Here is a 23,203-nt window from a genome sequence, read left to right on the forward strand (position 1 = left end):
TTGTCCAGGGCACCGAGCGGCTCGTCCATGAGGATGACCGGCGGGCGGTAGACCAGCGCCCGGCACAGGGCGACACGCTGCTGCTGACCGCCGGACAACTCACGCGGCTTGCGGCCGCCGAACCCGGACAGGCCCGCGATCTCCAGCGTCTCCCCCACCCGCCGACGGATCTCCTCCTTCGGCACGCCGCGCAGGGTGAGCGGGAACGCGACGTTCTCGCTGACGGTCATGTGCGGGAAGAGCAGGTACTGCTGGAAGACGAAACCCAGCCCCCGCTTCTGCGGCGCGAGCCGCGTGACGTCGCGGCCCCCGACGGTGATGGTGCCGGAGTCGGGTTCGCAGAACCCGGCGATCATCATCAGGGTCGTGGTCTTGCCCGACCCGGAGGCGCCGAGGAAGGTGACGAACTCCCCGGCCGCGATCTCCATGGATGCCTCGTCGACAGCGACGACGTCACCGTACGTCTTGCGCAGAGCCACCACCGACAGCGCTTTGCCGGTCGCGGTGGCCGACGTACTGCCGGCCACCCTGACGGACGGTGTGGCGACACCGAATTCAGCCACGAGCCCACTCCAGCCAGCGCTTGGTGACGGCCGCTTCGTTCTTCAGCCACCAGTCGATGTCCGTGTCGAAACCCTTGTCGTAGTACTGCGGCGCACCCGCGAGCGCGTCACGCTCATCCGCGGTGAGCTTGGCGTAGGCCACCGGAGAAGACGGGTTCGACGGGAAGGCCTTCGCCAGGGCGGCCTGGCTCTCGGCCCGCAGCGAGAAGTCCATCAGCTGGTAGGCGGCGTCTATGTTGGCCGCGCCCTTGGCGATGGCATAACCGGAGAACTGACGGCGCATACCGTTGAGCTGCCGTGCGACCGGAACACCCTGCTTCTCCAGATCGGCCAGACGGCCGTCCCACACGGTGGACATCGTCACTTCCTCGCGGCTGAGCAGCACACCGGGCAGCGGGCCGCTGTCCCAGAACTTCTTGATGTCACCCCGCAGCCGCGTCAGCACCTTGAACGCACGGTCCACATCCAGCGGATACAGCTTGTCCATCGGCACGCCGTCAGCCAGCAGCGCGAACTCCAGCTCCGGCAGGTCACCGTCCGGGTGGACCATCGCGCGGGCGCCCTTGAACGCCTTGGTGTCCCAGAAGTCCGCCCACGACTCCGGCTTCTTACCCCCGAAGGCATCCGTGCGGTACCCGATGCACTGGCCGTAGAAGCTGTGACCGATCGCATGGTCGGTGACCTGCGCCTGGGGGATCTTCGCGCTCTTCAGGCTCTTGATCCGGTCGCGGTCCAGCGCCTCCAGGGCATCCTGCTTCACATACTTGAAGTGGGACATCATCGAGTTGTTGATGAGGTCGCACTGCGGCCGGCCCTGCTTGATCTGCGCCAGCAGCGGAGCGTCGTCCAGGTTCAGCACCTTGACGGTAATGCCGGTCTCCTGCGTGAACGGCGTGTAGATCGCCTTCTGCAGAGCCGCACCATAGGAACCGCCGCTGTCACGGACGATCACCGTCTTGCTGCCGCCCTTGCCTGAGCCGGACGAGACACGGCTGGTACCGGTGCCACAGGCGGCGAGAGAGGGAAGAGCGGCAAAGGCGGCCAGGCCGCCCGCTCCACGCAGGAGCGCTCTCCGGCCGATCATCGAATCACTCATGGCAATACTCCTTGTCTAAGGACGACGGGAGAAGCTGTGCAGGGAATGACCTCGCGGGTGCGGGGGTGGGATGGTGCAGGGCGGCGAACGCGGACAGGAACCTCGCCCGCTTGCGTTGCCGGTCTGCCGCTCTGGGCGCGTGTTCGCCGTGGATCGAAGTCCCCGACGACCCACGGGGCGACGCCGGCTAGAAGGCCAGGTGAGCGGCGGTGGGGAAGGTGGAGCCGTCGCAGATGGTGACCAGCAGGGTGGCGGTGGTCCTCAGCGCGATGTGTCGCGGTGGCGTCGGTGCGGCCGGGGTGGCGCGGATGCGGTCCTCGGCACGGGCGCACTGTGGGTGGCGCAGTTCGAGTGCGGCGATCGGGACATGCACTCGACTCGTGGTCGTCGGTCATGCTGCAATCGGCGGTCGCCGGAGGCAGAAGGCGAGACGGAGAGCAGGTCGTTCAGCCCCATGCTGGGGGCGATGCCCAGCAGGGTGTTCAGAAAGCGGTGTACCCGCCGTCGACGGGGAGGACCGATCCGGTCACGTACGACGACTCCGTTGATGCGAAGAAGAGGACCGCGTCGGCGACCTCTTCGGGAGTGGCGAGGCGCTGGAGCGGGATCTGGGTCTCGCGCTCGCGGCGGTAGGCCTCGGGGTCGGAGCTGCGCCGGAACGATGCTTCGATGGTCGGGGTGGCGGTCAGACCTGGAGCGACGACGTTGACGCGGATGTTGCGCGGCGCCCATTCGATCGCCGCGCCCTTGGCGAGCATGATGAGGCCTCCCTTGGCGGCGGAGTACAGGACTTCACCGGGCTTGCCGACCATGCCGAGCCGTGAACTGACGCAGACGAACGAGCCTCCTGTCTCGGGCATCAGCGGCGCGAAGTGCTTCATCACCAGGAACGCGCTGAGCAGGTTGCTGTCGAGCACGTTCTTCGCGTCGTCGTAGGGCATCTCGGTAAGCGGACTGCTGGCCTGCAGGCCGTGGTTGAGGACGACGACGTCGACGGTGCCGAGGGACTCGGCGGCCTGCTTGGCCAGGTGCTCGACGAACGCCTCGTCATTGAGGTCCCCAGGAACATACAGGTCGTCGAGCTGGGCGGTGTCGGGTTGCTGCTTGCGGCCGGTGAGCAGCAGCCGTGCGCCCTCGCGGCGGAAGTGGGCACTCACCGCCTGACCGATGCCACTGCTGGCGCCTGTCACCAGGGCCGCGAGGTTCTTGAGTCTCATGTCAGGTATTCCTTTGCGGGGGAGGTCGGTCGGGTTGCGGGCTCTGCTACGAACATCTCGTCCCGCGGCCGGTCAGTTGAGGAATCCGCGGGCGTCGACCGGCCAGCGCTGGAGCGACGTGCCCGTGCTGTCGGTGACGATCAGTTCCTCGAAATTGATGACGACCGGGCATACGTGGTTCGGCACGACCGGTACGACGGTGCCGACGCTGGGGCGGAACTCGCCGTCCGGCAACGGGAGGAATCCGTGGTACTCGTTGAGCTTGGCCAGGACCGCCTTCGTGCCGGCGACGCCGCCGTAGCCGATCTCGGGGCTGCCTTCGCGGCTGAGGGCTTTGGTGCCCACATCGAGAATGACCTGGTTGGGGACCCAGTCGCTGACCACGGTGCCGGCGACGAACAGCGCGATCTGGTCTTCCGCACAGGCGCCCAGCCGAGCGTTGTTCAGATCGCCGAAGATGTACTCGCCGGGACGGATCTCGGTGATCGCGGTGCTGCTGGTGGAGAACTCGACGGTGGGCGTGGAGCCGGCGCTGACCACCTCTGCGGTGACCCTGACGTCGGCGAGGCTGCGTACCGCGGTGGTGAGCGCGGCTTCCTGGTCCTGCGCGGCGCGCTGGCGAGCGTCGCGACCGGCGCTGCCGTGACCGGGATAGGTGAAGACGCCCACCGGCACCAGACCGCGTTTGCGGGCGGCGAGCGCGAGGTCGCCCGCAGCCTCGGGTGGCGCCCCGGAACGACGGGCGCCGCAGTCGACCTCGATCACGACCTGCAGCCGGTCCGGTTCGTCTCCCATCGCGTCGGCGAGAGCCTCGATCGCCGCGGCGTTGTCGACGCCGACCCGCAGCCGGGCGGCCTCGGCGAGCCGGCGGATCCGGGCCCCTTTCGTTCCCGCGGGCCAGATCGGGTAGGCGAGAAAGATGTCGTCGAATCCGGCCGCGGCGAAGACCTCGGCCTCACCGACGTTCCCCGCGGTGATTCCGACCGCGCCGGCCTCGATCTGGCGCCGTCCGATCTCCACACACTTGTGCGTCTTGACGTGCGGCCTGACGTCGAGGTTGTGCTGGGCGGCGAAGCCCTGCATGCGGTCGATGTTGTCCTGCATGACGTCGACCAGCACGATCGGCGCGGGGGTGTCGACCCGCTCGACCAGAGCGTCGAGTGCTCGTTGGAGCCGGTTCACACTGCCCTCCTTGTGGTTCTGCCTGGGAATGATCGAGGGGCGCGGTGCTGACTTCCCCGGATGCCGAACGTGCACGGCCCGCGACATCGCGCGCTCGCGTACACCGCCGTCGCGTCCGCCCTACACCGCGGTGCAGACCATCTGGATCTCGACCGGACTGTTGAGCGGCAGCCCGGCGACACCGATCGCCGTGCGAGCGTGCCGTCCGTTCTCGCCCAGCACCTCGATGAGCAGTTCACTGGCCGCGTTGGCGACCCGCGACTGCAGACCGAAGTCCGGCGTACTGGCCACGAAGACCAGCATCTGCACGATCCGGATCCGGTCCAGATCTCCCACCGCCTGCACAGCGGCGGCGAGCGCGTTGAGCGCGGCATGGCGCGCGAGCTCCCGCGCCGTCTCCAGCTCGACGTCCCGGCCGACAATGCCCTGACCCAGCAGCTCACCGTCCTGGTACGGCAGTTGGCCCGAGATGTGGATGCTGGAGCCCACCGTCCGGTGGTCCACGTAGTACGGGTTACTGGCGAGGACGGGCAGGTCCAGACCCAAGGCCTTAAGCCGATCGGAAGCCGAGCCGGTGTTCACTGCCGAAGTCACGGGCCCGCTCACTGAGCCACCGCCGTGGACGGCGCGGGGCGTACACCCTCGCAGCTGGCCATGAGAACCCGCTTCACATGAATCTTGATCATCTGTACTCGGTTCTCCTCTCGAGTAGCAGTGGCGGAGAAGCGCCGCATGATGGCTTAAAATCGCCGCCATATTGTCGTTTGTCGACCATATGAGTGCCCGTCGAGAACTGTCAATACACACTTCACCTTCGAGCGCGACGTGACCTGGCTCACCGGTCTCATGCGGTTCGGCGTGGACCAGTATGTGCAGCACACCTGTCCGCATCACGATCGCTGACGGCGGCGAGATCTCGAGCGGTTGACAGGGATGGCCGACCTCACCCACGACGAGATCCGCATGCCACAAGGGCGGCTTGACCTGCTGCCCGGTTGTTCCGGCGAGGCCTACAGCGACTGGCTGATGTTCCACGGCCGGAAGAAGGCCATCGACGTCTCACTTGAGGACCGGGTCGCCTGCTGGACCCTTTCTCCATCGTCAACTCGGCACCCATGCCGTCGACGACGTCCACCGCCGGGTTCCGGGCGACAGGAGATCACGTCTACTGCGGCCGTAAGAAGGACCCGCTCCCCGGCATCTCGACCGTCCTGCGCTGCGGCGCCAGAACCTCACCGCCCGCCGGCGCGTACCGCTCGAGCGAGCGATGGTGGCGGTGCGCCGAGCGACTCCGATCCGTCTACCAGGAGAGTCGAGGGCCGACGAGTCGGTGAAGATCCGGACCGCCTGCCCCGACCTGCCCGATCCCCTGGACCAGGCGACTCGGCGAGACCCTGAAGCAGTGCCGCGAGGTGTTCCCGGTCTACCGTGAGACCGGCCGCGCCGACACCAGAGCCGCCGTCAATCGCTTCATCGAGCTTCACCGACGCGTCGCCTTGCGGCTTCAGGAATCTTGCCGATCAAGGCACCCGGCGACAGCTGCCTCCGGTGTTCGGGCCAGCGGTCTGGCCGACCGCATACCGGTGCTTCGCCCAGGGGTCGATGCCAAGGACACTGCTGGGTTGATCCCGACCTCACGGTGGCGAGCCGGCTTGGACACTTCACGCAAGCGGCATGGCCTCATGCGTGCCGGGGCGCGCCTTCCCCTTGATCTCCCGTCTGGGCTCGCAGCCCCATGGGGAAATGGGCAGCCAGTTCCTGACGGAACGCGTCGGCGTCGCCTTCCAGGGCAACCGCGGCCAACCTCTCGTGCTCGACGACCAATTGATGCGGGTTGTCGCTGTAAGTGCGGTGATCGGCGCTGAGGTGGAGGCGCAGCTTGGTCTCCCAGCTGTTCCAGAGACTCTGCAGGACGCCGTGCTCCGAGAGTTCGTAGAAGAGCCCGTGGAAGCGAAGGTGCGCGTCGATGCTGGCGGGGATGTCGTCCTTCTCCATTGCCCGGCGGAGATCCTCGACGGTTTGCAGCAACCGCGGCCGCTCAGGACCGCGCAGTGCTTCGGCCGAGAGCTCGGCGGCGTACGGCTCGACACGTAGCCGCACTGAGTCGATCTCGGCGACCTCACGAGCGCTCACCTCTACGACGAACGCCCCACGGTAGGGGATCTTGACGACGAGCCCCTCCTCCTCCAGCTTGGTCAGCGCCTCGCGCAGCGGGGACCGGCTGATACCGAGATCCGCGGCGATGTGTGCCTCACGCAGCTGGCCACCAGGAGGTACGGTCCCGTCGAGGATGGCAGCACGCAGTGTGCGGTAGACGCCGTCCGGCGTCGTCATCCGCTGCTCCTGCCACTCGAACTTGTGGTCCACCCCGTCGCCCTCCCTTGCCCGTTGTCGACCACTTGGTCGTTTGTCGACTATACCTCCGCTGATCTGCATCGACACCTCAAGTTGGTGATCTGCGCCCCAGGCCGGCGTCTCGGAGGTGCATGTGGACCGGCAGCAGGGTGCGGCCGGCCATGCAGGCGCCGTGGTGGGGGCGGTACCGGACCAAGGCGGCCCTGCTGGGACGTGTCCGGCAGAGCCGACGTGGTTGACCGGGCCTCGGCGGGAGCGGATCCGGTAGAACTCGCGCAGCACGGTGCGTTGAATCCGTTCATGGACTCCGTTGCGCCGTGGAGGCCGGGGCGGGATCTGGTGAGGGACGATCCTCCACCCGGCGACTCGCGCCTTGAACGCCTTGTGGGGGGTGAGCGCGGCGGTCCGTGGCTCAGGGTGCCCCGGATGTGCGGCGCAGCACCCGCGCCTCCGCACGCCAACTGTTCGCCTTCTTCGTCCAGTCGTACCAGGTCTTGCGGGAGACGCCGAGCTTCTGGCAGATCGGTGACGTTTCCGATCCTGGCGGCGTGCTCGATCACCCGCACCGGCGGTCGTGCGCCACCTCCCCGTGGGTCACGGAATGGCCTTCTTCTCTGCATCTCAGCGATCCGGAGACTGCCTTCCGTGACCCGCAACCGCACGTGGGCGTCAGGGACGGGGCAGGCCGAAGAGGACCGGGAGGTCGGCGATGTCGGTGATCCGCTTGTAGCCGAGCCAGTGTTCGTCCTGCTCGAAGCCGCGGTCGACGTACACCTTGTTCTTGATGCCCAGGTTGGCCGCGGAGCGCAGGTCATACATCGGGCTCGCGGAGACGTGCACGATCTCGTCGGGTGTCACGCCGAGCTTGTCGAACGTGTACTCGAACGCACGGAGCCGTGGCTTGTAGACGCCCATCTCCTCGGCGCTGATGACGACCTCGAACGGGGCCTTGAGGTTCTCCGCGAGGCGCACGGCATGCGCGGTGTCGCTGTTCGTGATGATGACCAGCGGGACTTCCTCGGCCAGGCGGTTCAGCGCCTCGGTGACACCGGGGTACGGGCCCCAGGTGGGGATGATCTCGTACACCGCTCGCGCGTCGTCCTCGCGGTACTCGAGACCGACCCTGCGCGAGGCGCGTTCCATGGAACGAGCGACGACCTGGTGGAACGGCTGGTACGCGCCCGTGCACTCGTCGATCCGGTACGCCTTGCAGATCCGCAGGTACTCGTCGGCGACCTCGGCCGGCAGCCGGTCGCCCAGGACCTCACGCATCGCGTCGTTGATGCTGAACTTGATCAGCGTCCCGTTCATGTCGAACGTGACGAACTTCGGCTTGCTCTTGAACTCCATGGGTCTCTCCAGTTGCCGATCGAAGGAGCCAGGCACTGTCGCTTGTCGATTGTCGACGATAAGGCTATTGTCGACAACTGTCAACAGGCCCGAACTTCCCTCAGGCCCACTCTGCGGAACCCTCGAAAGGGCCTGACCCACGCGCCGCGCGTTCACAACGGACGGCACTGGCAGGAGAGAGCAGCGACATGAAGTTCACCCCTTACTGGCTCGACACCGCTCCCCAGGGTCCGGACCGATCCCGGACCGAGATCGGTGGGCGCGTCGACGTGGCGATCATCGGTGCCGGCCTGACCGGCCTCTCGACGGCACTGCATCTGGCGCGCAAGGGCGCCAACGTGCACGTCTTCGAGAAGGACACGGTCGGATTCGGGGCATCGGGCCGCAACGGAGGCATGGCCACCACGGGCCTGTCGATCGGGTTCCGGCAGGCGGTTGCCCGCTACGGGTTCGATACCGCGAAGGCGTACCTGATGACCTACCACGACGCGGTCGACACCATCGAGAAGCTCGTCGCCGAAGAGGGGATCGAATGCGACTTCGCCCGCACGGGCAAGCTGGTCCTGGCCTCCAAGCCGGCCCACGTCGACGGTCTGCGCAAGACCCACGAGATCATGTCCGGCCGCCTCGGAATCGAGACCCGGCTGATCCCCAAGAGCGAGCTCCACACCGAGATCGGCTCCGACCGCTTCCACGGCGGGCTGTCCGACACCAAGAGCGCTGGGCTGCACGTCGGCAAGTTCACCAAGGGCCTCGCCGAGGCGGCCGCGCGGCTCGGCGTCACCCTCCACGAGAAGGCACCGGTCGAGAAGGTCGAGCGGCTGGGCGGCACGCGGCACGAGCTGGTCACTGCGCGCGGGACCGTCGAGGCCGCCCAGGTGCTCGTCGCGACCAGCGGCTACACCCGCAGGCCGTTCCGCTGGCATCAGGTCAGGCTCGCGCCCGTCGGCAGCTTCATCATCGTGACCGAGCCGCTCGGCAAGGACGTCTGCGACACGCTGCTGCCCAACCGGCGGATGGCGTCGAACACCTTGAACCTGTTGAACTACTTCCGGATCACTCCGGACCACCGGCTGCTGTTCGGTGGCCGCGCCCGGTTCGCCCTGCCCGACCAGCAGTCGGACGCGAAGAGCGGGCGCATCCTGCACAGGGCGATGACCGAGACCTTCCCGCAGCTCACGAACACGCGCGTCGACTACTGCTGGGGCGGCCTGGTCGACATGAGCATGGACCGCATGGTGCACGCGGGCGAGCAGGACGGGCTGTTCTACTCGCTCGGCTACTCCGGCCATGGCGTGCAGATGGCCACCTACATGGGCAAGCAGATGGCCGAGTACATGAACGGGACGCCGTCCGCCAACCCCTGGTGCGATCTGCCCTTCCGACGGATCCCGGGCCACTTCGGCCCGCCCTGGTTCCTGCCCTTCGCGGGCGCCTACTACAAGTTCAAGGACCTCATCAAGTAGGCGTGAAACAGAGATGCTGAGCAGATGGGCGGTGGACGCATGACACCCCCCTCGCATCACTGGTTGTACGTCTCGCCGGATCGCCCCCGGTCTGTGGGTGGAGACCTGCCCGGGATCGACAGGCCCGTGCGCTACGACGCCTCCGACTACCGTCTGCTGCCACGGGCCGCGGCCTTTCCGCACCGACCACATGGTCGGTGGTGCTGCGGGCCTGCCGTGAGGGTGGTGTGCCGGTCACGGCCCCGGGGCGGTGGCACGAGCATGGCGGGCAACGCGGTCGGGCCGAGTGCGGTCCTGGTTTGCTCCCGGTGCATGAACCGGGCCCTGGACATCGACGCCGAGGCGCGCACGGCGCAGGACGAGGCCGGTGTGCTTTTTGGATGCGCTGCGGAGTGCGACCGAGTTGCGCGGGCTGGACTTCGGTCCGAGTCCGTCCTCGCACAGCCGCTGCACGCTGGGCGACATCGAGTGCTGGACCTTCCGGCGCGGGTCATCCTTGGCGACGGCCGGTGCCACGGAGTTGACGGGAAGGTGGTCACTGGGGTTGAGGAGGTAGCCGTCGAAGATCGGGCGGCCGCTCGGCCCGCGGATGTGGTGTGGAAGCCGTCGCGGGTGCAGCTCACTGGGAGTCGTTGCGGGTGAGGGACGGGCCGTGGCCTCGTACGATCGCCTTTCCAGCCGTCTCGGTGGCCATCTACGGGTGGCCGATGGACGACGCCGCCAGGATCGCGGTGAACGGCGGTAGGGTCGGCGAGGAGACCGGACGAGGACGGCAGGTTCGTCCTCTTCGACGCGGGCGCGTACGAGGCGTTCGCCCGGCAGATCGACCGATCAGGATCGTGGCCCGTTCACCCATCCCGTGCGAGTCCCCTGTCCAACTGCGCCGAATGCGCTGATACATGGAGTGACGCTTGTGACGCCCGCTCTGATGGCCTGTCAGACGCAGTCAAGGGCACCGACCGGCACGGACCTCAGCGGACCCGCAGGACGTCGAGTGCCGTGAGTGCCACGTGTAGTTCGGTGCGCTGTTCGCCGGACTCGAGGTCGCAGTCGAGGATCCGCTCGATGGCGCGCAGACGTTGGTAGACGGTCTCGCGGGGCAGACCGCCGGAGCGGGCGGCCACCGTCTTGTTGCCTGCCGCGTCCAGGTAGTGGCGCAGGGTGGTCAGCAGGTCCGTGCCGTGGCGGGCGTCGTGGTCGGCGAGTCGGCCGAGCCGGCGTTCGGCGTAGTCCTGGATCCGGGTGTCGTCGCGGAGGGCGAAGAGAAGGCGACGCAGGCCCTCGGGCAAAGGCATCCCGGTGGTCAGGACGAGTTCGCTGCCCTTCAGGAAGGAGGCGGGGTCGGTCAGTTCGGTGATGTGGACCCAGCGGACGGGGCGGTCGAGCCGGGACAAGCCGGTGACGACCTGGGGGCTGTCCGGCGGCCAGGACGGGAAGGGCCAGTACGTCGGCCACGGTGGGCGGGCGGCCGGCGGTGTTCATGTCGCGGCCCGGCACGCAGGCGTCGGGGCCGTCGGCGCCCGGCCCTGGAGCCGTGGGGTGGTTCTCGCTCACGGTGCCTCCATGGGGGTCCCGGCTCCGGTGAAGGCACAGAGCTCGGGGAAGTGCCCCGTCACCGTCGCTGACCTGCGCAAGAGCCCGGAGACGGCAGCTACGAGGCGGAGGGGCGGGGTGGAGGGCCCGGCGCGGCTGACACAACGTCCGGATCTCGCGTCCCGGCCGGACAGATCGCGCGTTGGCGCGTCCCTGGTCCGCCGAGATGCTCGTCAGACCGCAGTACAACCGCAGCAGAACCGCAGCAGACCGAACACCGAGGCCGGGAGACGAACATGACCGCACTGTCGCCGCACCTTCGCCAGGCCACGCCCGTGGTGGCGGCCCGGGGCGAGGGCGTCCACCTCTACGGCGAGGACGGCCGCCGCTACCTGGACTTCACCGCCGGCATCGGCGTCACCAGCACCGGGCACTGCCATCCCAAGGTCGTGGCCGCGGCACAGGAGCAGGTGGGCACGCTGATCCACGGCCAGTACACGACCGTCATGCACCAGCCCCTGCGGCGTCTGGTGGACAAGCTGGGCGAGGTGCTGCCGACCGGTCTGGACAGCCTGTTCTTCACCAACTCCGGCAGTGAGGCGGTCGAGGCCGCGCTGCGGCTGGCCCGGCAGGCCACCGGCCGCCCGAACGTCATCGTCTGCCACGGCGGCTTCCACGGCCGTACGGTGGCCGCCGCCTCCATGACGACCTCCGGCACCCGCTTCCGCTCCGGCTTTTCCCCCCTGATGAGCGGTGTCGTCGTCACCCCGTTCCCGGCGGCCTACCGCTACGGCTGGGACGAGGAGACCGCTACACGCTTCGCCCTGAAGGAACTCGACTACACCCTCCAGACGATCTCCTCGCCCGCCGACACGGCCGCGATCATCGTCGAGCCGGTGCTCGGCGAGGGCGGCTACGTGCCCGCCACCCGCGCCTTCCTGGAGGGCCTGCGGGAGCGCGCGGACCGCCACGGCTTCCTGCTGATCCTCGACGAGGTGCAGACCGGCGTCGGCCGCACCGGCCGCTTCTGGGGGCATGATCACTTCGGCGTCACGCCCGACATCCTCGTCACTGCGAAGGGCCTGGCGAGCGGCTTCCCGCTGTCCGGTATCGCCGCCTCGGAGGAGCTGATGGCCAAGGCGTGGCCGGGTTCGCAGGGCGGTACGTACGGCGCCAACGCCGTCGCCTGCGCCGCGGCCTGCGCCACGCTCGACGTCGTACGCGACGAGAAGCTCGTCGAGAACGCCGAGGCGATGGGCAAGCGGCTGCGCCAGGGCCTGGAGGCGGTGGCGGACCGGACGCCGGGCATCGGGGACGTACGCGGTCTCGGGCTGATGCTGGCCACCGAGTTCGTCACCGAGGACGGCAGTCCCGACCCCGAGACCGCCGCCCGCGTGCAGCGTGCCGCCGTCGACGAGGGACTCCTCCTGCTGCTGTGCGGCGCCTGGAATCAGGTCGTGCGCATGATCCCGGCACTCGTCATCGACGAGACCGCGGTGGACGAGGGCCTCCAGGCGTGGGCGACCGCGGTCGAGGCCGGCACCTCGGGAGCGGCACGGCGATGACGGACGCCACCACGGCCCTGGAGCCGCTGGCAGCGCGGCTCGCCGAGACCGCTCCCGGCCTGCGGGTGGAGACCGGCCCGGGCGCCACCGGCCTCTACGCCTACGACGCCTCCAACTACCGGGTTCCGCCGCAGGCCGTGGTGTTCCCCCGCAGCGCCGACGACGTGGCCGCGGTGCTGCGGACCTGCCGCGAGGCGGGTGTCCCGGTCACCGCGCGCGGCGGCGGCACGAGCATGGCGGGCAACGCCGTCGGACCCGGCGTCGTCCTGGACTTCTCCCGGTACATGAACCGGATCCTGGACATCGACCCGCAGGCGCGCACCGCGCGCGTCGAGGCCGGCGTGATCCTGGACTCGCTGCGCAGCGCGACCGCGCTGCACGGGCTGACCTTCGGCCCCGACCCGTCCTCGCACAGCCGCTGCACCCTCGGCGGCATGATCGGCAACGACGCGTGCGGCAACCGGTCGGTGCGGCACGGGCGTACCAGCAGTCACATCATGGCGCTGGAGATCGTGACGGCCGATGGTGTGCGGGCCGTCGCCGACCGCACCGGCCTGCGCGCCGCCGACCCGAACGACACGGACGCCGTCCAGCGTGTGGCCCGACTCGAGGCGGACGTACGGCGGCTGATCGACGCCAACCTGGCGCCGATCCGCACCGAGCTGGGCCGCATTCCGCGCCAGGTCTCCGGCTACCAGCTGCACCACCTGCTGCCCGAGCACGGCTTCGACATGGCCCGCGCGCTGGTCGGCACCGAGGGCACCTGTGCGGTCGTCACCGCGGCGACGGTCCGCCTGGTGGCGACCGCACAGGCTTCGGCGCTGCTGACCCTCGGCTACGACGACGTCGTGGACGCTGCCGAGGACGTGCCGGAGATCCTGCGGTGGAATCCGACCGCCGTGGAGGGTATGGACGAGGCGATCGTCGCCACCATGCGCGCCCGCCGTGGGCCGGACTCCGTCACCGGACTGCCCGAGGGGCGTGCCTGGCTGTACGTCGAACTCGACGGGGACGACGAGGGCGCGGTGAACGCCCGCGCCGCCGAGCTGCTGGCCGTGCTCAAGGCCCGGGGCCGGATGACCGGCGGACGAGTCGTGGAGAGCGCGGCCGAGCGGCGCTCACTGTGGCGGGTCCGCGAGGACGGGGCCGGGCTCGCCGCCCGGCTCGTCGACGGCGGGGAGTCCTGGCCCGGCTGGGAGGACTCGGCCGTCGCGCCCGAGAACCTGGCCGCCTACCTGCGCGACTTCCGCAAGCTGCTGACCGGCCACGGGCTGACCGGCGTGCTGTACGGACACTTCGGCGCCGGCTGCGTCCACGTGCGCATCGACTTCGACCTCGCCACGGACACCGGCAGAGCAGCCACTCGCCGCTTCCTGTCCGAGGCCGCCGCACTCGTCGTCGAGCACGGCGGCACCCTGTCCGGTGAGCACGGCGACGGGCGGGCGCGCAGTGAGCTGCTGGAGGTCATGTACAGCCACCGCATGATCCGGGCGTTCACCGCCTTCAAGGAGACCTTCGATCCCGAGGGCCTGCTCAACCCCGGCGTCATCGTGGCCCCGGCCCGCCTCGACGCCGACCTCGCGCTGCACACACCCTCGAACGTGCTGCCCGTCGAGACCCTCTTCTCCTTCCCGCACGACGAGGACGGCTTCGCGGGCGCGGTACGCCGCTGCGTCGGTGTCGGCCGCTGCCGCAGCGACGCGGGCGGCGTGATGTGCCCCAGCTACCGGGCCACGGGGGAGGAGAACGACTCCACGCGGGGTCGGTCCCGTCTCCTGCAGGAGATGGTGCGGGGCGGGACCGTCCAGGACGGCTGGCGCTCGACCGAGGTCAAGGACGCCCTCGATCTGTGTCTGTCCTGCAAGGCGTGCTCCAGCGACTGTCCGGTCGGCGTCGACATGGCCACGTACAAGGCGGAGTTCCTGCACCAGCACTACAAGGGCAGAGTCAGACCCCGCTCCCACTACTCCCTGGGCTGGCTGCCCCTGACGTCCAAGCTCGTCGGATACGCGGCCCGCCCGGTGAACGCGCTGCTGCGCGGCCCCCTCGGGAAGCTGCTCGCGCGCCTGGGCGGCGTGACCACGAAGCGCAGGATCCCGGCCTTCGCTTCCCGGCGCGCGCTCCGCCGGGCCCTACGCACAGCGAGGACCGGCGAACCGGCGAAGACGCTGCTGTTCGTGGACAGCTTCACCCGCGCCTTCCGCCCCGAGATCGCCGGAGCCGCGAGCCGTGTACTCGCCGACGCCGGCCTCCCCTGCACGGCCGAGGACGATCTGTGCTGTGGCCTGACCTGGGTGAGCACCGGACAGCTGTCCCGCGCGCGCCGCATCATGGCCCGTACGGTCGCCCGCCTGGACAACGGCGACGACCGGCCCATCGTCGTGGCCGAGCCCAGCTGTGCCGCGGCGCTCAAGCGAGACGTGCCCGAACTCCTCGGCACCCGCGCCGCCCGCCGCGTCGCGGCCCGTGTCCACACCCTCACCGGGGCCCTGACCGATCTCGCCGCCCCCGGCTGGACGCCACCGGAGCTGCCGGACAACGTCGTCCTGCAGACCCACTGCCACGAGTACGCCACCTTCAAGGGCCGCCACCCCCGCGACCTGCTCAACCGCCTCGGCGTACGGAAGGTCGACGAGGCCGAGGGCTGCTGCGGACTCGCCGGGAACTTCGGCTTCGAGGAAGAGCACTACGACACCTCGATGGCTGTCGCCGACCTCGCCCTGAGGCCCCGCCTCGACGACGTCGACCCGCGGACACCGGCCGTCGTCGTGGCCGACGGCTTCAGCTGCGCCACCCAGATCGACCACCTCGCCGGAGACCGGGGCGTCCGCGCCCTGCATCTCGCGGAACTGCTCGACCCCGCCGCCGACCGGCCCGGACAACCAGGAGAGAACTCATGACCGACACACCCACGCAGTTGTTCATCGGCGGTGCCTGGGTGGACGCCGCGGACGGCGCCACCATGCCCGTCGACGACCCCGCGACCGGCGACATCCTCTGCCACGTCGCGGACGCCGGCCCCAAGGACGCGAAGCTCGCGGAGGACGCGGCGGTTCAGGCGCAGGAGGAGTGGGCGCGTACGGCGCCCCGGGTGCGCAGCGAGATCCTGCGCCGCGCCTACGAGATCATCATCGAGCGCACCGACGAGCTCGCCCATCTGATGACGGCCGAGATGGGCAAGCCGCTGGCCGAGGCCAGGGGAGAGGTCGCGTACGCGGCGGAGTTCTTCCGGTGGTTCTCCGAGGAGGCTGTCCGTATCGACGGTGGCCTGGCCACCTTGCCGGACGGCCGTAACCGCATGCTGCTCTCCCGCCGCCCCGTCGGTCCCTGCCTGCTGATCACCCCGTGGAACTTCCCGCTGGCCATGGGCACCCGCAAGATCGGCCCGGCCGTCGCGGCCGGCTGCACGATGGTGCTCAAGCCGGCCCCGCAGACCCCTCTCTCCAGCCTGGCTCTCGCCGCCATCCTCAAGGAGGCCGGGCTGCCGGACGGCGTGCTGAACGTCGTCACGACCTCCCGTGCGGGGGAGGTGTGCGAACCGCTCCTGCGCGGCGGGCGGATTCGCAAGCTTTCCTTCACCGGCTCCACGGCCGTCGGGCAGCTGCTCCTCGCCCAGAGCGCGGAGGCGGTCGTACGGACCTCGATGGAGCTGGGCGGCAACGCGCCGTTCATCGTCTTCGAGGACGTCGACCTGGACAAGGCCGTGGACGGCGCGATGGTCGCCAAGATGCGCAACATGGGTGAGGCCTGCACGGCCGCCAACCGCTTCTTCGTGCACCGGTCGGTGGCGGAGGAGTTCGGGCGGCGGCTGGCCGAGCGGATGGGCGCGCTGGTCGTCGGTCCGGGCACCCGGGACGGCGTCGACGTCGGCCCCCTGATCGACAGGAGGGGACGCGCCAAGGTGGAGGAACTCGTCGCCGACGCGGTGGAGCGCGGGGCGCAGGTGCTCGTAGGGGGCCGTACACCCGAAGGCCCCGGCTGCTTCTACCCGCCGACGGTGCTGGCTGACGTCGATCCCGGCAGTCGCCTGATGGACACGGAGATCTTCGGCCCCGTCGCCGCGATCCTCACCTTCGACGACGAGGACGAGGTGATCCGCCGGGCCAACGACACCCCCTGGGGCCTGGTCGGCTACGTCTTCACCGAGGGACTGGACCGCGCCTTGCGGGTGAGTGAGCGGCTGGAGGTGGGCATGGTGGGGCTGAACACGGGTCTCGTGTCCAACCCGGCCGCACCCTTCGGCGGCGTCAAGCAGTCCGGGCTCGGCCGCGAGGGTGGCCGGGTGGGGATCGACGAGTTCCTGGAGTACCAGTACCTCGCGGTGCCCGTGCGATGACGGCGGTCATGCCCTGACCGCGCCGCAGCACGCACCGTGACGGGCCTCACCCGTGCCCGGTTTTCCACGCCGCCGGGCACGGGTGGACGGCCATCAATTTCTCGACTCCAAGGAAAGAAAGAACATGTCGTTCCTGAAGACCATCGACACCAACCCCTCGTTCGCGCCGCACGAGTCCGGCCCGCTCCCGGAACGTCTGATCTCCGGCGACCCCGCGTTCATGACCTGGCCCCAGGACATCGCCCGCGGGGAGATGATCCATACGGGAGTCTGGGAAGCGACGCCCGGCGAGACGCGCTCGATCAAGGGCGAGACTTTCGAGTTCTGCCACATCCTCGCCGGCATCGTCGAACTCACGCCGGAAGGTGGCGAGCCGGTGGTCTACAAGGCAGGCGACAGCTTTGTCATGAAGCCGGGCTTCGTCGGTGTCTGGAAGACCATTGAAACCGTGCGCAAGATCTACGTGATCGTGAAGTGATGGGTCGGCCACGTCGGGTTGCGAGCGCGGCCGGCAGCGGGGTGAGGATCCGGAGCCGGGACCGTCGTCAGGCCAGGTGCCGGGCGGTGATCTCCGCCGCCGTCTCGGCGACCAGCCGACCCATCTCGGGCAGTCGGCCGGCCTCGAAGCGCGAGTCGGGCAGGGAGACGGCCACGGCGGCCAGTGCTGCGCCCTCACCGTCCAGCACCGGTGCCGCGATGGCGCAGACACCCTGAAGGTACTGGTTGTGGTTGACGGCGTAGCCGCGCTCTCTCACGCGGTGGAGCTCCGCCCGCAGTTGCTCCGGGTCGGTGATGGTCTCTTCGCCGTAACCCTCCAGCGTCCCCGCGGTGACCTCGTCTATCTCGGACTTCCTCAGATGGGCGAGGACGGCGTTTCCGGCGGCGGTGGCGTGCAGGGGCGAGGTGGCACCGATGGCGTGGAAGGTCCGTACGGCGTGGTCGCAGTCGACGCGGTCGACGACGACCATGCCCTGGAGGGCGTCCGGCACGGACAGGTGGATGGTCTCGTTCAGCGCGTCGCGGAGCCGGATCATGGGTTCACGCGCGGCGGCGAACAGGCTGGAGCCCTGGAGGGCGGCGGGCCGTACGGCCAGGACGCGGGCGCCGATCTCCCAGCGTGTGGTGTCCTTGCGGTTCGCCCGTAGCCAGCCCGCCTCATTGAGCGTGATCAGCGTGCGCTGCACGGTGGACTTCGGCAGCCCGAATATCTTTGTCAGCTCCCCGACGGTCACGGGTTGATGTCGGGCGACTGCCTCCAGAACCCGCAGCGACCTGGTGACGCTCTTCATTTCCATTCGATGCCCCCTCAGACCGGTGGATTCCTGGTTCTCACCTCGTGACTCCAGCACCGGTTCACGGTCATGATCGTGCCGTATTTTAGCATAGCGTTCCACTATCTGGCACGAAGCTTGAGTTGGTCCATCGCCGAACTGACCTTGACGCACGCCGGGAGCGCCGGATTCGCTGCGGTGCTGGACAGTGGTCGGGCATGGCTGAGGGCCGGCTCGAGCGCTGACGCGTGCGAGCCGGCCCTCGGTCGACGGCTTGGGGGTCGTCGTCTGCCGTTCAGGCGCCCAGGCGGCGCTGAGAGATCTCCGCGGCTGTGTCGGCGACGAGGCGGCCCCACTTGGGTGCCTGTGCACCGTCGTACCGTGCCTCGGGCATGGAGACGGCCACGGCGGCCAGTGGGGTGCCGTCCTCGTCGAGCACGGGCGCGGCGACGGCGCAGACGCCGGGCCGGTACTGGTTGCGGTTGATCGCGTAGCCGTCGGTGCGGATCCGGTCCAGCTCGGTGCGCAACTCCTCGGGCTCGACGGGGGTCGTGTCGCTGAACCGCTCCAGTCCTGCCGCGATGAGGTCTTCGACGTCCCGCCTCGGCAGGTGGGCGAGGATGGCGCGCCCGACGGCGGTGGCGTGCAGGGGTGAGGTGTCACCGATCGTGTGGAAGGTGCGTACCGGGTGGTCGCAGTCGACGCGGTCCACCACGACCATGCACTGGAGGGCGTCCGGCACCGACAGATGGATCGTCTCGTTCACCGCATCCCGAAGGCGAACCATGGGGTCACGTGCGGCGGCGAACAGGCTGGAGCCCTGGAGGGCGGCGGGCCGTACGGCCAGGACGCGGGCGCCGATCTCCCAGCGGGTGGTGTCCTTGCGGTTGGCGCGCAGCCAGCCGGCCTCCGCCAGCGTGATCAAGGTGCGCTGCACGGTGGACTTCGGCAGTCCGAAGAGCTTCGTCAACTCTCCTACGGTCACGGGCTGATGCTGGGCGACCGCCTCCAGGATCCGCAGCGACCTTGTGACGCTCTTCATTTCCATCCGGTTTCCCCCTGTTAATCCTCAAAATTTCCGCTGGACACCCTCTTGACTCCTTGCCGAAGCCACTGTCATTCTTCGTGCCAGATTCTAGCACAGCATTCCACATAGTGGCACGGCCTTCGGAGAGACCCCCGGAAGTGAGCCGGACTGCGAGACGCGGCGGTTGCGAGCGCAGGCCCACTAGGAGGGCCTGACTCCCGCCCAAACCATCTCGAATCGAACAGCCTCACGTCGAAGGCCCAGCATGCGCCTCGGCGATACGAAAGGAAAGTCCTGTGTCAGCTGCCAGGAAGCGCGTCGCGGTGATCGGCGTCGGAACGATGGGCAGCCAGGCCGCCTGGCGGCTGGCGGCCCGCGGCGCCGAGGTCGTCGGCTACGACCGCTACGCACCCGGCCACGACCGCAGTGCCGCCGGCGGCGAGTCCCGGATCTTCCGCAGCGCGCACTTCGAGGACTCCCGGTACGTCCCGCTCCTCAAGCACGCCGACGCCCTCTGGGAGCGGCTGCAGCAGGAGACCGGCCGCGAGCTGCGCCGCCTGACCGGGTGCCTGCTCATGGGGCCGACCGACCACCAGCAGATGGCCACCGTCCTTCAGTCCATCGCCGAGCACGACCTCGACCACGAGGTACTGGACGCCGAAACGCTTGCCAAGCGCTTCCCGCAGTACCGCATCGAAGACGGCGACGCGGCAGTACTCGACCGTCGTGCCGGGTTCATCCGCCCGGAGCTGACGATCCAGACCGCCGCCCGCCGCGCCGAGCAGCTGGGCGCCGTGATCCACCGCTACAGCACGGTCCGCGAGATCGTCCCCGTCGCGGGCGGCGTGGAGATCCGCACCGACTCCGGCAGCGAGCGCTTCGACACCGCCGTCGTCACGCCCGGCCCCTGGGTCAACGACCTGCTGCCCGACCTGCCGTGGGAGGTGGAAGTCCGCCGCCTCGTCAGCGCCTGGTACGTGCCCACCGCCCCCGACGCCTGGTTCGGCGAGGAGCGCCCGGCGTTCATCCGCACGGCGCCTACCCACTGCTACGGCCTGCCCTCCCCGGACGGCATCTCGGTCAAGCTCGGACTGTCCCGCGCGCTGCACCGTCTCGCCGACGACCCCAACCAACTGGACCGCACCGTGCGGCCGGACGAACTGGAGATCTTCTCCGAGCTGATCGGGCGTTACCTGCCCGACCTGCACCCGGACCCCACCCGCCTCTCCGTCTACATGGAGGGCTACACCGAGAGCAGCCGCCCACTGGTCGGCCCCCTGCCCGGCGCCGAGAACGTCATCCTTCTCGCCGGCTTCTCCGGTCACGGCTTCAAACTCTCGCCCGCCTTCGGCGACATCGCCGCGGACCTCGCGCTGGACGGCGCCTCGCCCCAGCCCATCGACTTCCTCTCCACCGTCGGCCGTACGGAGGCATGACCATGCAGGACACCACCCTCTCCGTCGGCTCTCTGGCGGCCCGGCCCGGCACCAAGGCCCGCGGCACCGTCCAGGCCGATCTCGGCACCCTCACCGCGGACATCCCGGTGACCCTGGTCAACGGAACCCGCCCGGGTCCCCGGGTCGTCATCACCGCCGGTGTGCACGGCGGCGAGTTCACGCCCATCGAAGCCGCCGCGCGCCTGGCAGACCTGCTGGAGCCCGGCGAGGTGAGCGGGCAGGTGATCGTCTGTCCGGTCGCCAACCCTCCCGCCGTGTACCAGGGCCGGCTCAACGTCTCCCCGGTCGACGGCGTGAACCTCAACCGTGTCTTCCCCGGCGACCCGGCCGGCGGCCCCACCGAACGGCTGGCCGCCTGGCTCTTCACCCACCTTGTCGACGGCGCCGACGTCTACATCGACCTGCACTGCGCCGGCATCGACCAGGTCCTGCGGGACTTCGTCGGCTACCGCCTCACCGGTGACCCGGACCTGGACAAGGCGACGGCCGAACTGGCAGGCTCCTTCGGCATCGAGGACGTCATCCTCGGACTGGCGCCCGAGGGCGGCAACAGCCACGCGGCCGCCGCCCGCCGGGGTATCTCGGCGGTCCTCGTCGAGGTGGGCCAGCTCGGCCAGCGGGACGAGGCCACCGCCCTCCGCCGTGTCGACGGACTGCTGAAGGCACTTCGCCATCTGGGCGTCCTCGACCAGGACGGTTCCGCTCCGGCACCGATCCGCGAGTGGGTCTGGTCCGCCGGCGTCACCGCCGAGGCCACCGGCCTGTGGTACCCGGAGTTCTCCTTCGACGCCGACGTCATCGGCGAAGTCGCCGAGGGCGACCTCCTCGGCCGCATCATCGACCCGACCGACGGCACCGAGCACACCGTCCACGCCCCGGCCGACGGCCGGATCTTCTACGGCATGCACGGCCTCACCGTCGCCACCGGTGCCGAACTCGCCGCCCTCGCCGTCCCGTGGGACCCCGACACGGCCGCGCGGGCCGACACCCTCCGGGCCCCCGGTCTGGGTGCCGGATCCGACGAGGCGGGCCCCCGCCCCTAGACCCCCATTCCAGCCGCCCCCCTTTCCACGTCCCCAGCCGCTCCCCATTCTCACGGCCAGCACCACCCAGGAGGCACACGATGAAAGATGCCCGAATAGACCGCAGACTGTTCCTGCGAGGAATAGGCGGGGTCACTGCGGGTGTCGCCGCCGCGACCGCCCTCTCCGCCTGCGGTACCGGTACCAGCCGGTCCGGCGCCGGCAGCGGCGGCAAGGGCGGGAAGACGGTGGTCGTCCGCGACAGCGGCGGTTCCTATGGTGCGGCTCTGCAGAAGGCGATCTACACGCCGTTCACGCAGGAGACCGGCATTACCGTCAAGGTGCTGAACCTGGACGACGCTCCGCTGCTGGCGCAGATCAAGCAGGGCCGGCCGCAGTGCGACCTCATCAACAACTCGATGATGTCGCACACCAAGTACGTCAAGCAGGACGCGCTGGAGGCGCTGGACCTCGACCGGGTCAAGAGCGTCAAGAGCGCGAAGATCCCCGACAACCAGATCACCGACCATGCCATCGGCAGCAGCTTCTACGGCGCCTGTATGGCATACCGCACGGATGCGTTCGGTGGTAAGAAGCCGGAGTCATGGGCGGACTTCTGGGACACCGGGGCGTTCCAGGGCGGCCGTTCGATGTGCAACCCGGACGGTGATCTGCCGGAGCTGGAGTTCGCGCTGCTGGCCGACGGTGTCCCGATGGACAAGCTGTACCCGCTGGATGTGGACCGTGCCTTCAAGGTGCTGACGCGGCTGCGGGGTGACATCAAGAAGTTCTGGGACAGCGGCCCGCTGCCCGGTGTGCTGCTCAGCCGCCAGGAGGTGACGATGTCCACCGTGTGGGACGGCCGTATCGCCGATCTGCAGAAGCAGGGCGTCCCGGTCACCAGGCAGCTCAACGGTATGCGCCGTCAGTTCCAGGGCTATGCCATCGCCAAGGGCGCGGCCAACATAGACGCCGCCTACCAGCTGATGGACTTCTCGCTGCGGGCCGAGAGCCAGGCCGCCCTGGCCAAGGCGTTCCCGTCGAACCCGTCGTCCCCGCTGGCCTACGCCAAGCTCACCGAGGACGAGCGCAACGCGCTGGCGGGTGCGCCGCAGTACTACGACAAGGGTTTCGACACGGACATCGACTGGTGGCTGAAGAACGAAGCGGCCGTCACCAAGCGCTGGCTGGAGTGGGCTCGTGGCTGAATTCGGTGTCGCCACACCGTCGGTGAAGGTGGCCGGCAACAAGCCGGCCACCGCGACCGGCAAGTCGCTGTCGGTTGTGGCATTGCGCAAGACGTACGGGGATGTCGTCGCTGTCGACGAGGCGTCCATGGAGATCGCCGCGGGGGAGTTCGTCACCTTCCTGGGCTCGTCCGGGTCGGGCAAGACCACGACGTTGATGATGATCGCCGGGTTCTGCGAACCCGACTCCGGCACCATCACCGTCGGGGACCGGGACGTCACCCGCCTCGCCCCGCAGAAGCGAAACCTCGGCTTCGTCTTCCAGCAGTACCTGCTCTTCCCGCACATGACGGTCGCCGAGAACGTCGCATTCCCGCTCACCCTGCGCGGAGTGCCGAAGGACGAGATTCGTCGGCGGGTGGGGGAGACGCTGGAGATCGCGGGCCTGTCCGGGTTCGGCGGCCGCAAGCCGCGTGAGCTGTCCGGCGGTCAGCAGCAGCGTGTCGCCCTGTGCCGGGCGCTGGTCTACCGCCCGCCGGTCATCCTCATGGACGAGCCGCTCGGTGCCCTGGACAA

At 69.2% G+C, this 23,203-nt stretch carries 18 protein-coding genes and 2 pseudogenes; 9 read left to right on the forward strand and 11 right to left on the reverse strand.

Annotated features, from left to right (window positions below; translation table 11 throughout):
* From ACYVMZ_RS37815 to ACYVMZ_RS37850, 8 genes and pseudogenes are all read right to left on the reverse strand, one after another.
* On the reverse strand, positions 1-563 hold a 563-nt coding region (locus ACYVMZ_RS37815; protein WP_461087604.1), incomplete at its 3' end, for an ABC transporter ATP-binding protein.
* Complete coding sequence (locus ACYVMZ_RS37820; RefSeq protein WP_461087606.1) at positions 556-1,659, reverse strand: ABC transporter substrate-binding protein; 1,104 nt, start codon at positions 1,657-1,659, stop codon at positions 556-558. The genes ACYVMZ_RS37815 and ACYVMZ_RS37820, both read right to left, overlap by 8 nt.
* A gap of 73 nt (positions 1,660-1,732) precedes the next feature.
* A pseudogene (locus ACYVMZ_RS37825) lies at positions 1,733-1,921 on the reverse strand (transposase); the annotation flags it as partial.
* Positions 1,922-2,141: 220 nt separating this feature from the next.
* Complete coding sequence (locus ACYVMZ_RS37830; RefSeq protein WP_461087608.1) at positions 2,142-2,876, reverse strand: SDR family NAD(P)-dependent oxidoreductase; 735 nt, start codon at positions 2,874-2,876, stop codon at positions 2,142-2,144.
* Between the two features lie 72 nt (positions 2,877-2,948).
* A complete protein-coding gene (locus ACYVMZ_RS37835) occupies positions 2,949-4,058 on the reverse strand; it encodes an alanine racemase (RefSeq protein ID WP_461087610.1) in 1,110 nt (369 codons plus the stop codon).
* Between the two features lie 120 nt (positions 4,059-4,178).
* A complete protein-coding gene (locus tag ACYVMZ_RS37840; protein ID WP_461087636.1) occupies positions 4,179-4,640 on the reverse strand; it encodes a RidA family protein in 462 nt (153 codons plus the stop codon).
* 1,098 nt (positions 4,641-5,738) lie between these two features.
* Positions 5,739-6,425, reverse strand: a complete 687-nt coding sequence (locus tag ACYVMZ_RS37845; RefSeq protein ID WP_461087612.1) for a GntR family transcriptional regulator — start codon at positions 6,423-6,425, stop codon at positions 5,739-5,741.
* A gap of 657 nt (positions 6,426-7,082) precedes the next feature.
* Complete coding sequence (locus ACYVMZ_RS37850) at positions 7,083-7,763, reverse strand: haloacid dehalogenase type II (protein WP_461087614.1); 681 nt, start codon at positions 7,761-7,763, stop codon at positions 7,083-7,085.
* Between the two features lie 188 nt (positions 7,764-7,951).
* Here ACYVMZ_RS37850 and ACYVMZ_RS37855 point away from each other — a divergent pair, with 188 nt between their 5' ends.
* Entirely contained in the window at positions 7,952-9,229 is a 1,278-nt protein-coding gene (locus ACYVMZ_RS37855; protein ID WP_461087616.1) for an NAD(P)/FAD-dependent oxidoreductase, read from the forward strand.
* 971 nt (positions 9,230-10,200) lie between these two features.
* Here ACYVMZ_RS37855 and ACYVMZ_RS37860 read toward each other — a convergent pair.
* A pseudogene (locus tag ACYVMZ_RS37860) lies at positions 10,201-10,587 on the reverse strand (PucR family transcriptional regulator); the annotation flags it as partial.
* Positions 10,588-11,058: 471 nt separating this feature from the next.
* Between ACYVMZ_RS37860 and ACYVMZ_RS37865 the strand changes: the two are divergent.
* The 4 genes from ACYVMZ_RS37865 to ACYVMZ_RS37880 all read left to right on the forward strand — a co-directional run bounded on the left by ACYVMZ_RS37865 (position 11,059) and on the right by ACYVMZ_RS37880 (position 17,141).
* Positions 11,059-12,327, forward strand: a complete 1,269-nt coding sequence (locus tag ACYVMZ_RS37865) for an aspartate aminotransferase family protein (protein WP_461087618.1) — start codon at positions 11,059-11,061, stop codon at positions 12,325-12,327.
* Positions 12,324-15,227: an FAD-binding and (Fe-S)-binding domain-containing protein gene (locus ACYVMZ_RS37870; protein ID WP_461087620.1), complete on the forward strand. Its 2,904-nt coding sequence runs from the start codon at positions 12,324-12,326 to the stop codon at positions 15,225-15,227. The genes ACYVMZ_RS37865 and ACYVMZ_RS37870 overlap by 4 nt, the downstream gene beginning before the upstream one ends.
* Positions 15,224-16,663, forward strand: a complete 1,440-nt coding sequence (locus ACYVMZ_RS37875; RefSeq protein ID WP_461087622.1) for an NAD-dependent succinate-semialdehyde dehydrogenase — start codon at positions 15,224-15,226, stop codon at positions 16,661-16,663. The genes ACYVMZ_RS37870 and ACYVMZ_RS37875 overlap by 4 nt, the downstream gene beginning before the upstream one ends.
* A gap of 124 nt (positions 16,664-16,787) precedes the next feature.
* Positions 16,788-17,141: a cupin domain-containing protein gene (locus ACYVMZ_RS37880; protein ID WP_461087624.1), complete on the forward strand. Its 354-nt coding sequence runs from the start codon at positions 16,788-16,790 to the stop codon at positions 17,139-17,141.
* 67 nt (positions 17,142-17,208) lie between these two features.
* Here ACYVMZ_RS37880 and ACYVMZ_RS37885 read toward each other — a convergent pair whose 3' ends face one another.
* Positions 17,209-17,952 (reverse strand): IclR family transcriptional regulator, encoded by a 744-nt coding sequence (locus ACYVMZ_RS37885; protein ID WP_461087638.1) that lies wholly within the window; start codon positions 17,950-17,952, stop codon positions 17,209-17,211.
* Between the two features lie 277 nt (positions 17,953-18,229).
* Positions 18,230-18,976, reverse strand: coding sequence for an IclR family transcriptional regulator (locus tag ACYVMZ_RS37890; protein WP_461087626.1), 747 nt, complete (start codon positions 18,974-18,976; stop codon positions 18,230-18,232).
* Positions 18,977-19,257: 281 nt separating this feature from the next.
* Here ACYVMZ_RS37890 and solA point away from each other — a divergent pair, with 281 nt between their 5' ends.
* From solA to ACYVMZ_RS37910, 4 genes are all read left to right on the forward strand, one after another.
* The gene (gene solA / locus ACYVMZ_RS37895) at positions 19,258-20,397 is read left to right on the forward strand and encodes an N-methyl-L-tryptophan oxidase (protein ID WP_461087628.1); all 1,140 of its coding nucleotides are present in this window, start codon (positions 19,258-19,260) and stop codon (positions 20,395-20,397) included.
* Positions 20,394-21,461, forward strand: a complete 1,068-nt coding sequence (locus tag ACYVMZ_RS37900) for a succinylglutamate desuccinylase/aspartoacylase family protein (protein WP_461087630.1) — start codon at positions 20,394-20,396, stop codon at positions 21,459-21,461. The genes solA and ACYVMZ_RS37900 overlap by 4 nt, the downstream gene beginning before the upstream one ends.
* Before the next feature lie 80 nt (positions 21,462-21,541).
* Positions 21,542-22,648 (forward strand): ABC transporter substrate-binding protein, encoded by a 1,107-nt coding sequence (locus tag ACYVMZ_RS37905; protein WP_461087632.1) that lies wholly within the window; start codon positions 21,542-21,544, stop codon positions 22,646-22,648.
* Positions 22,641-23,203 (forward strand): ABC transporter ATP-binding protein (locus ACYVMZ_RS37910; protein WP_461087634.1); only part of this gene is annotated, 563 nt, incomplete at its 3' end. The genes ACYVMZ_RS37905 and ACYVMZ_RS37910, both read left to right, overlap by 8 nt.

Source organism: Streptomyces deserti (assembly GCF_054782695.1).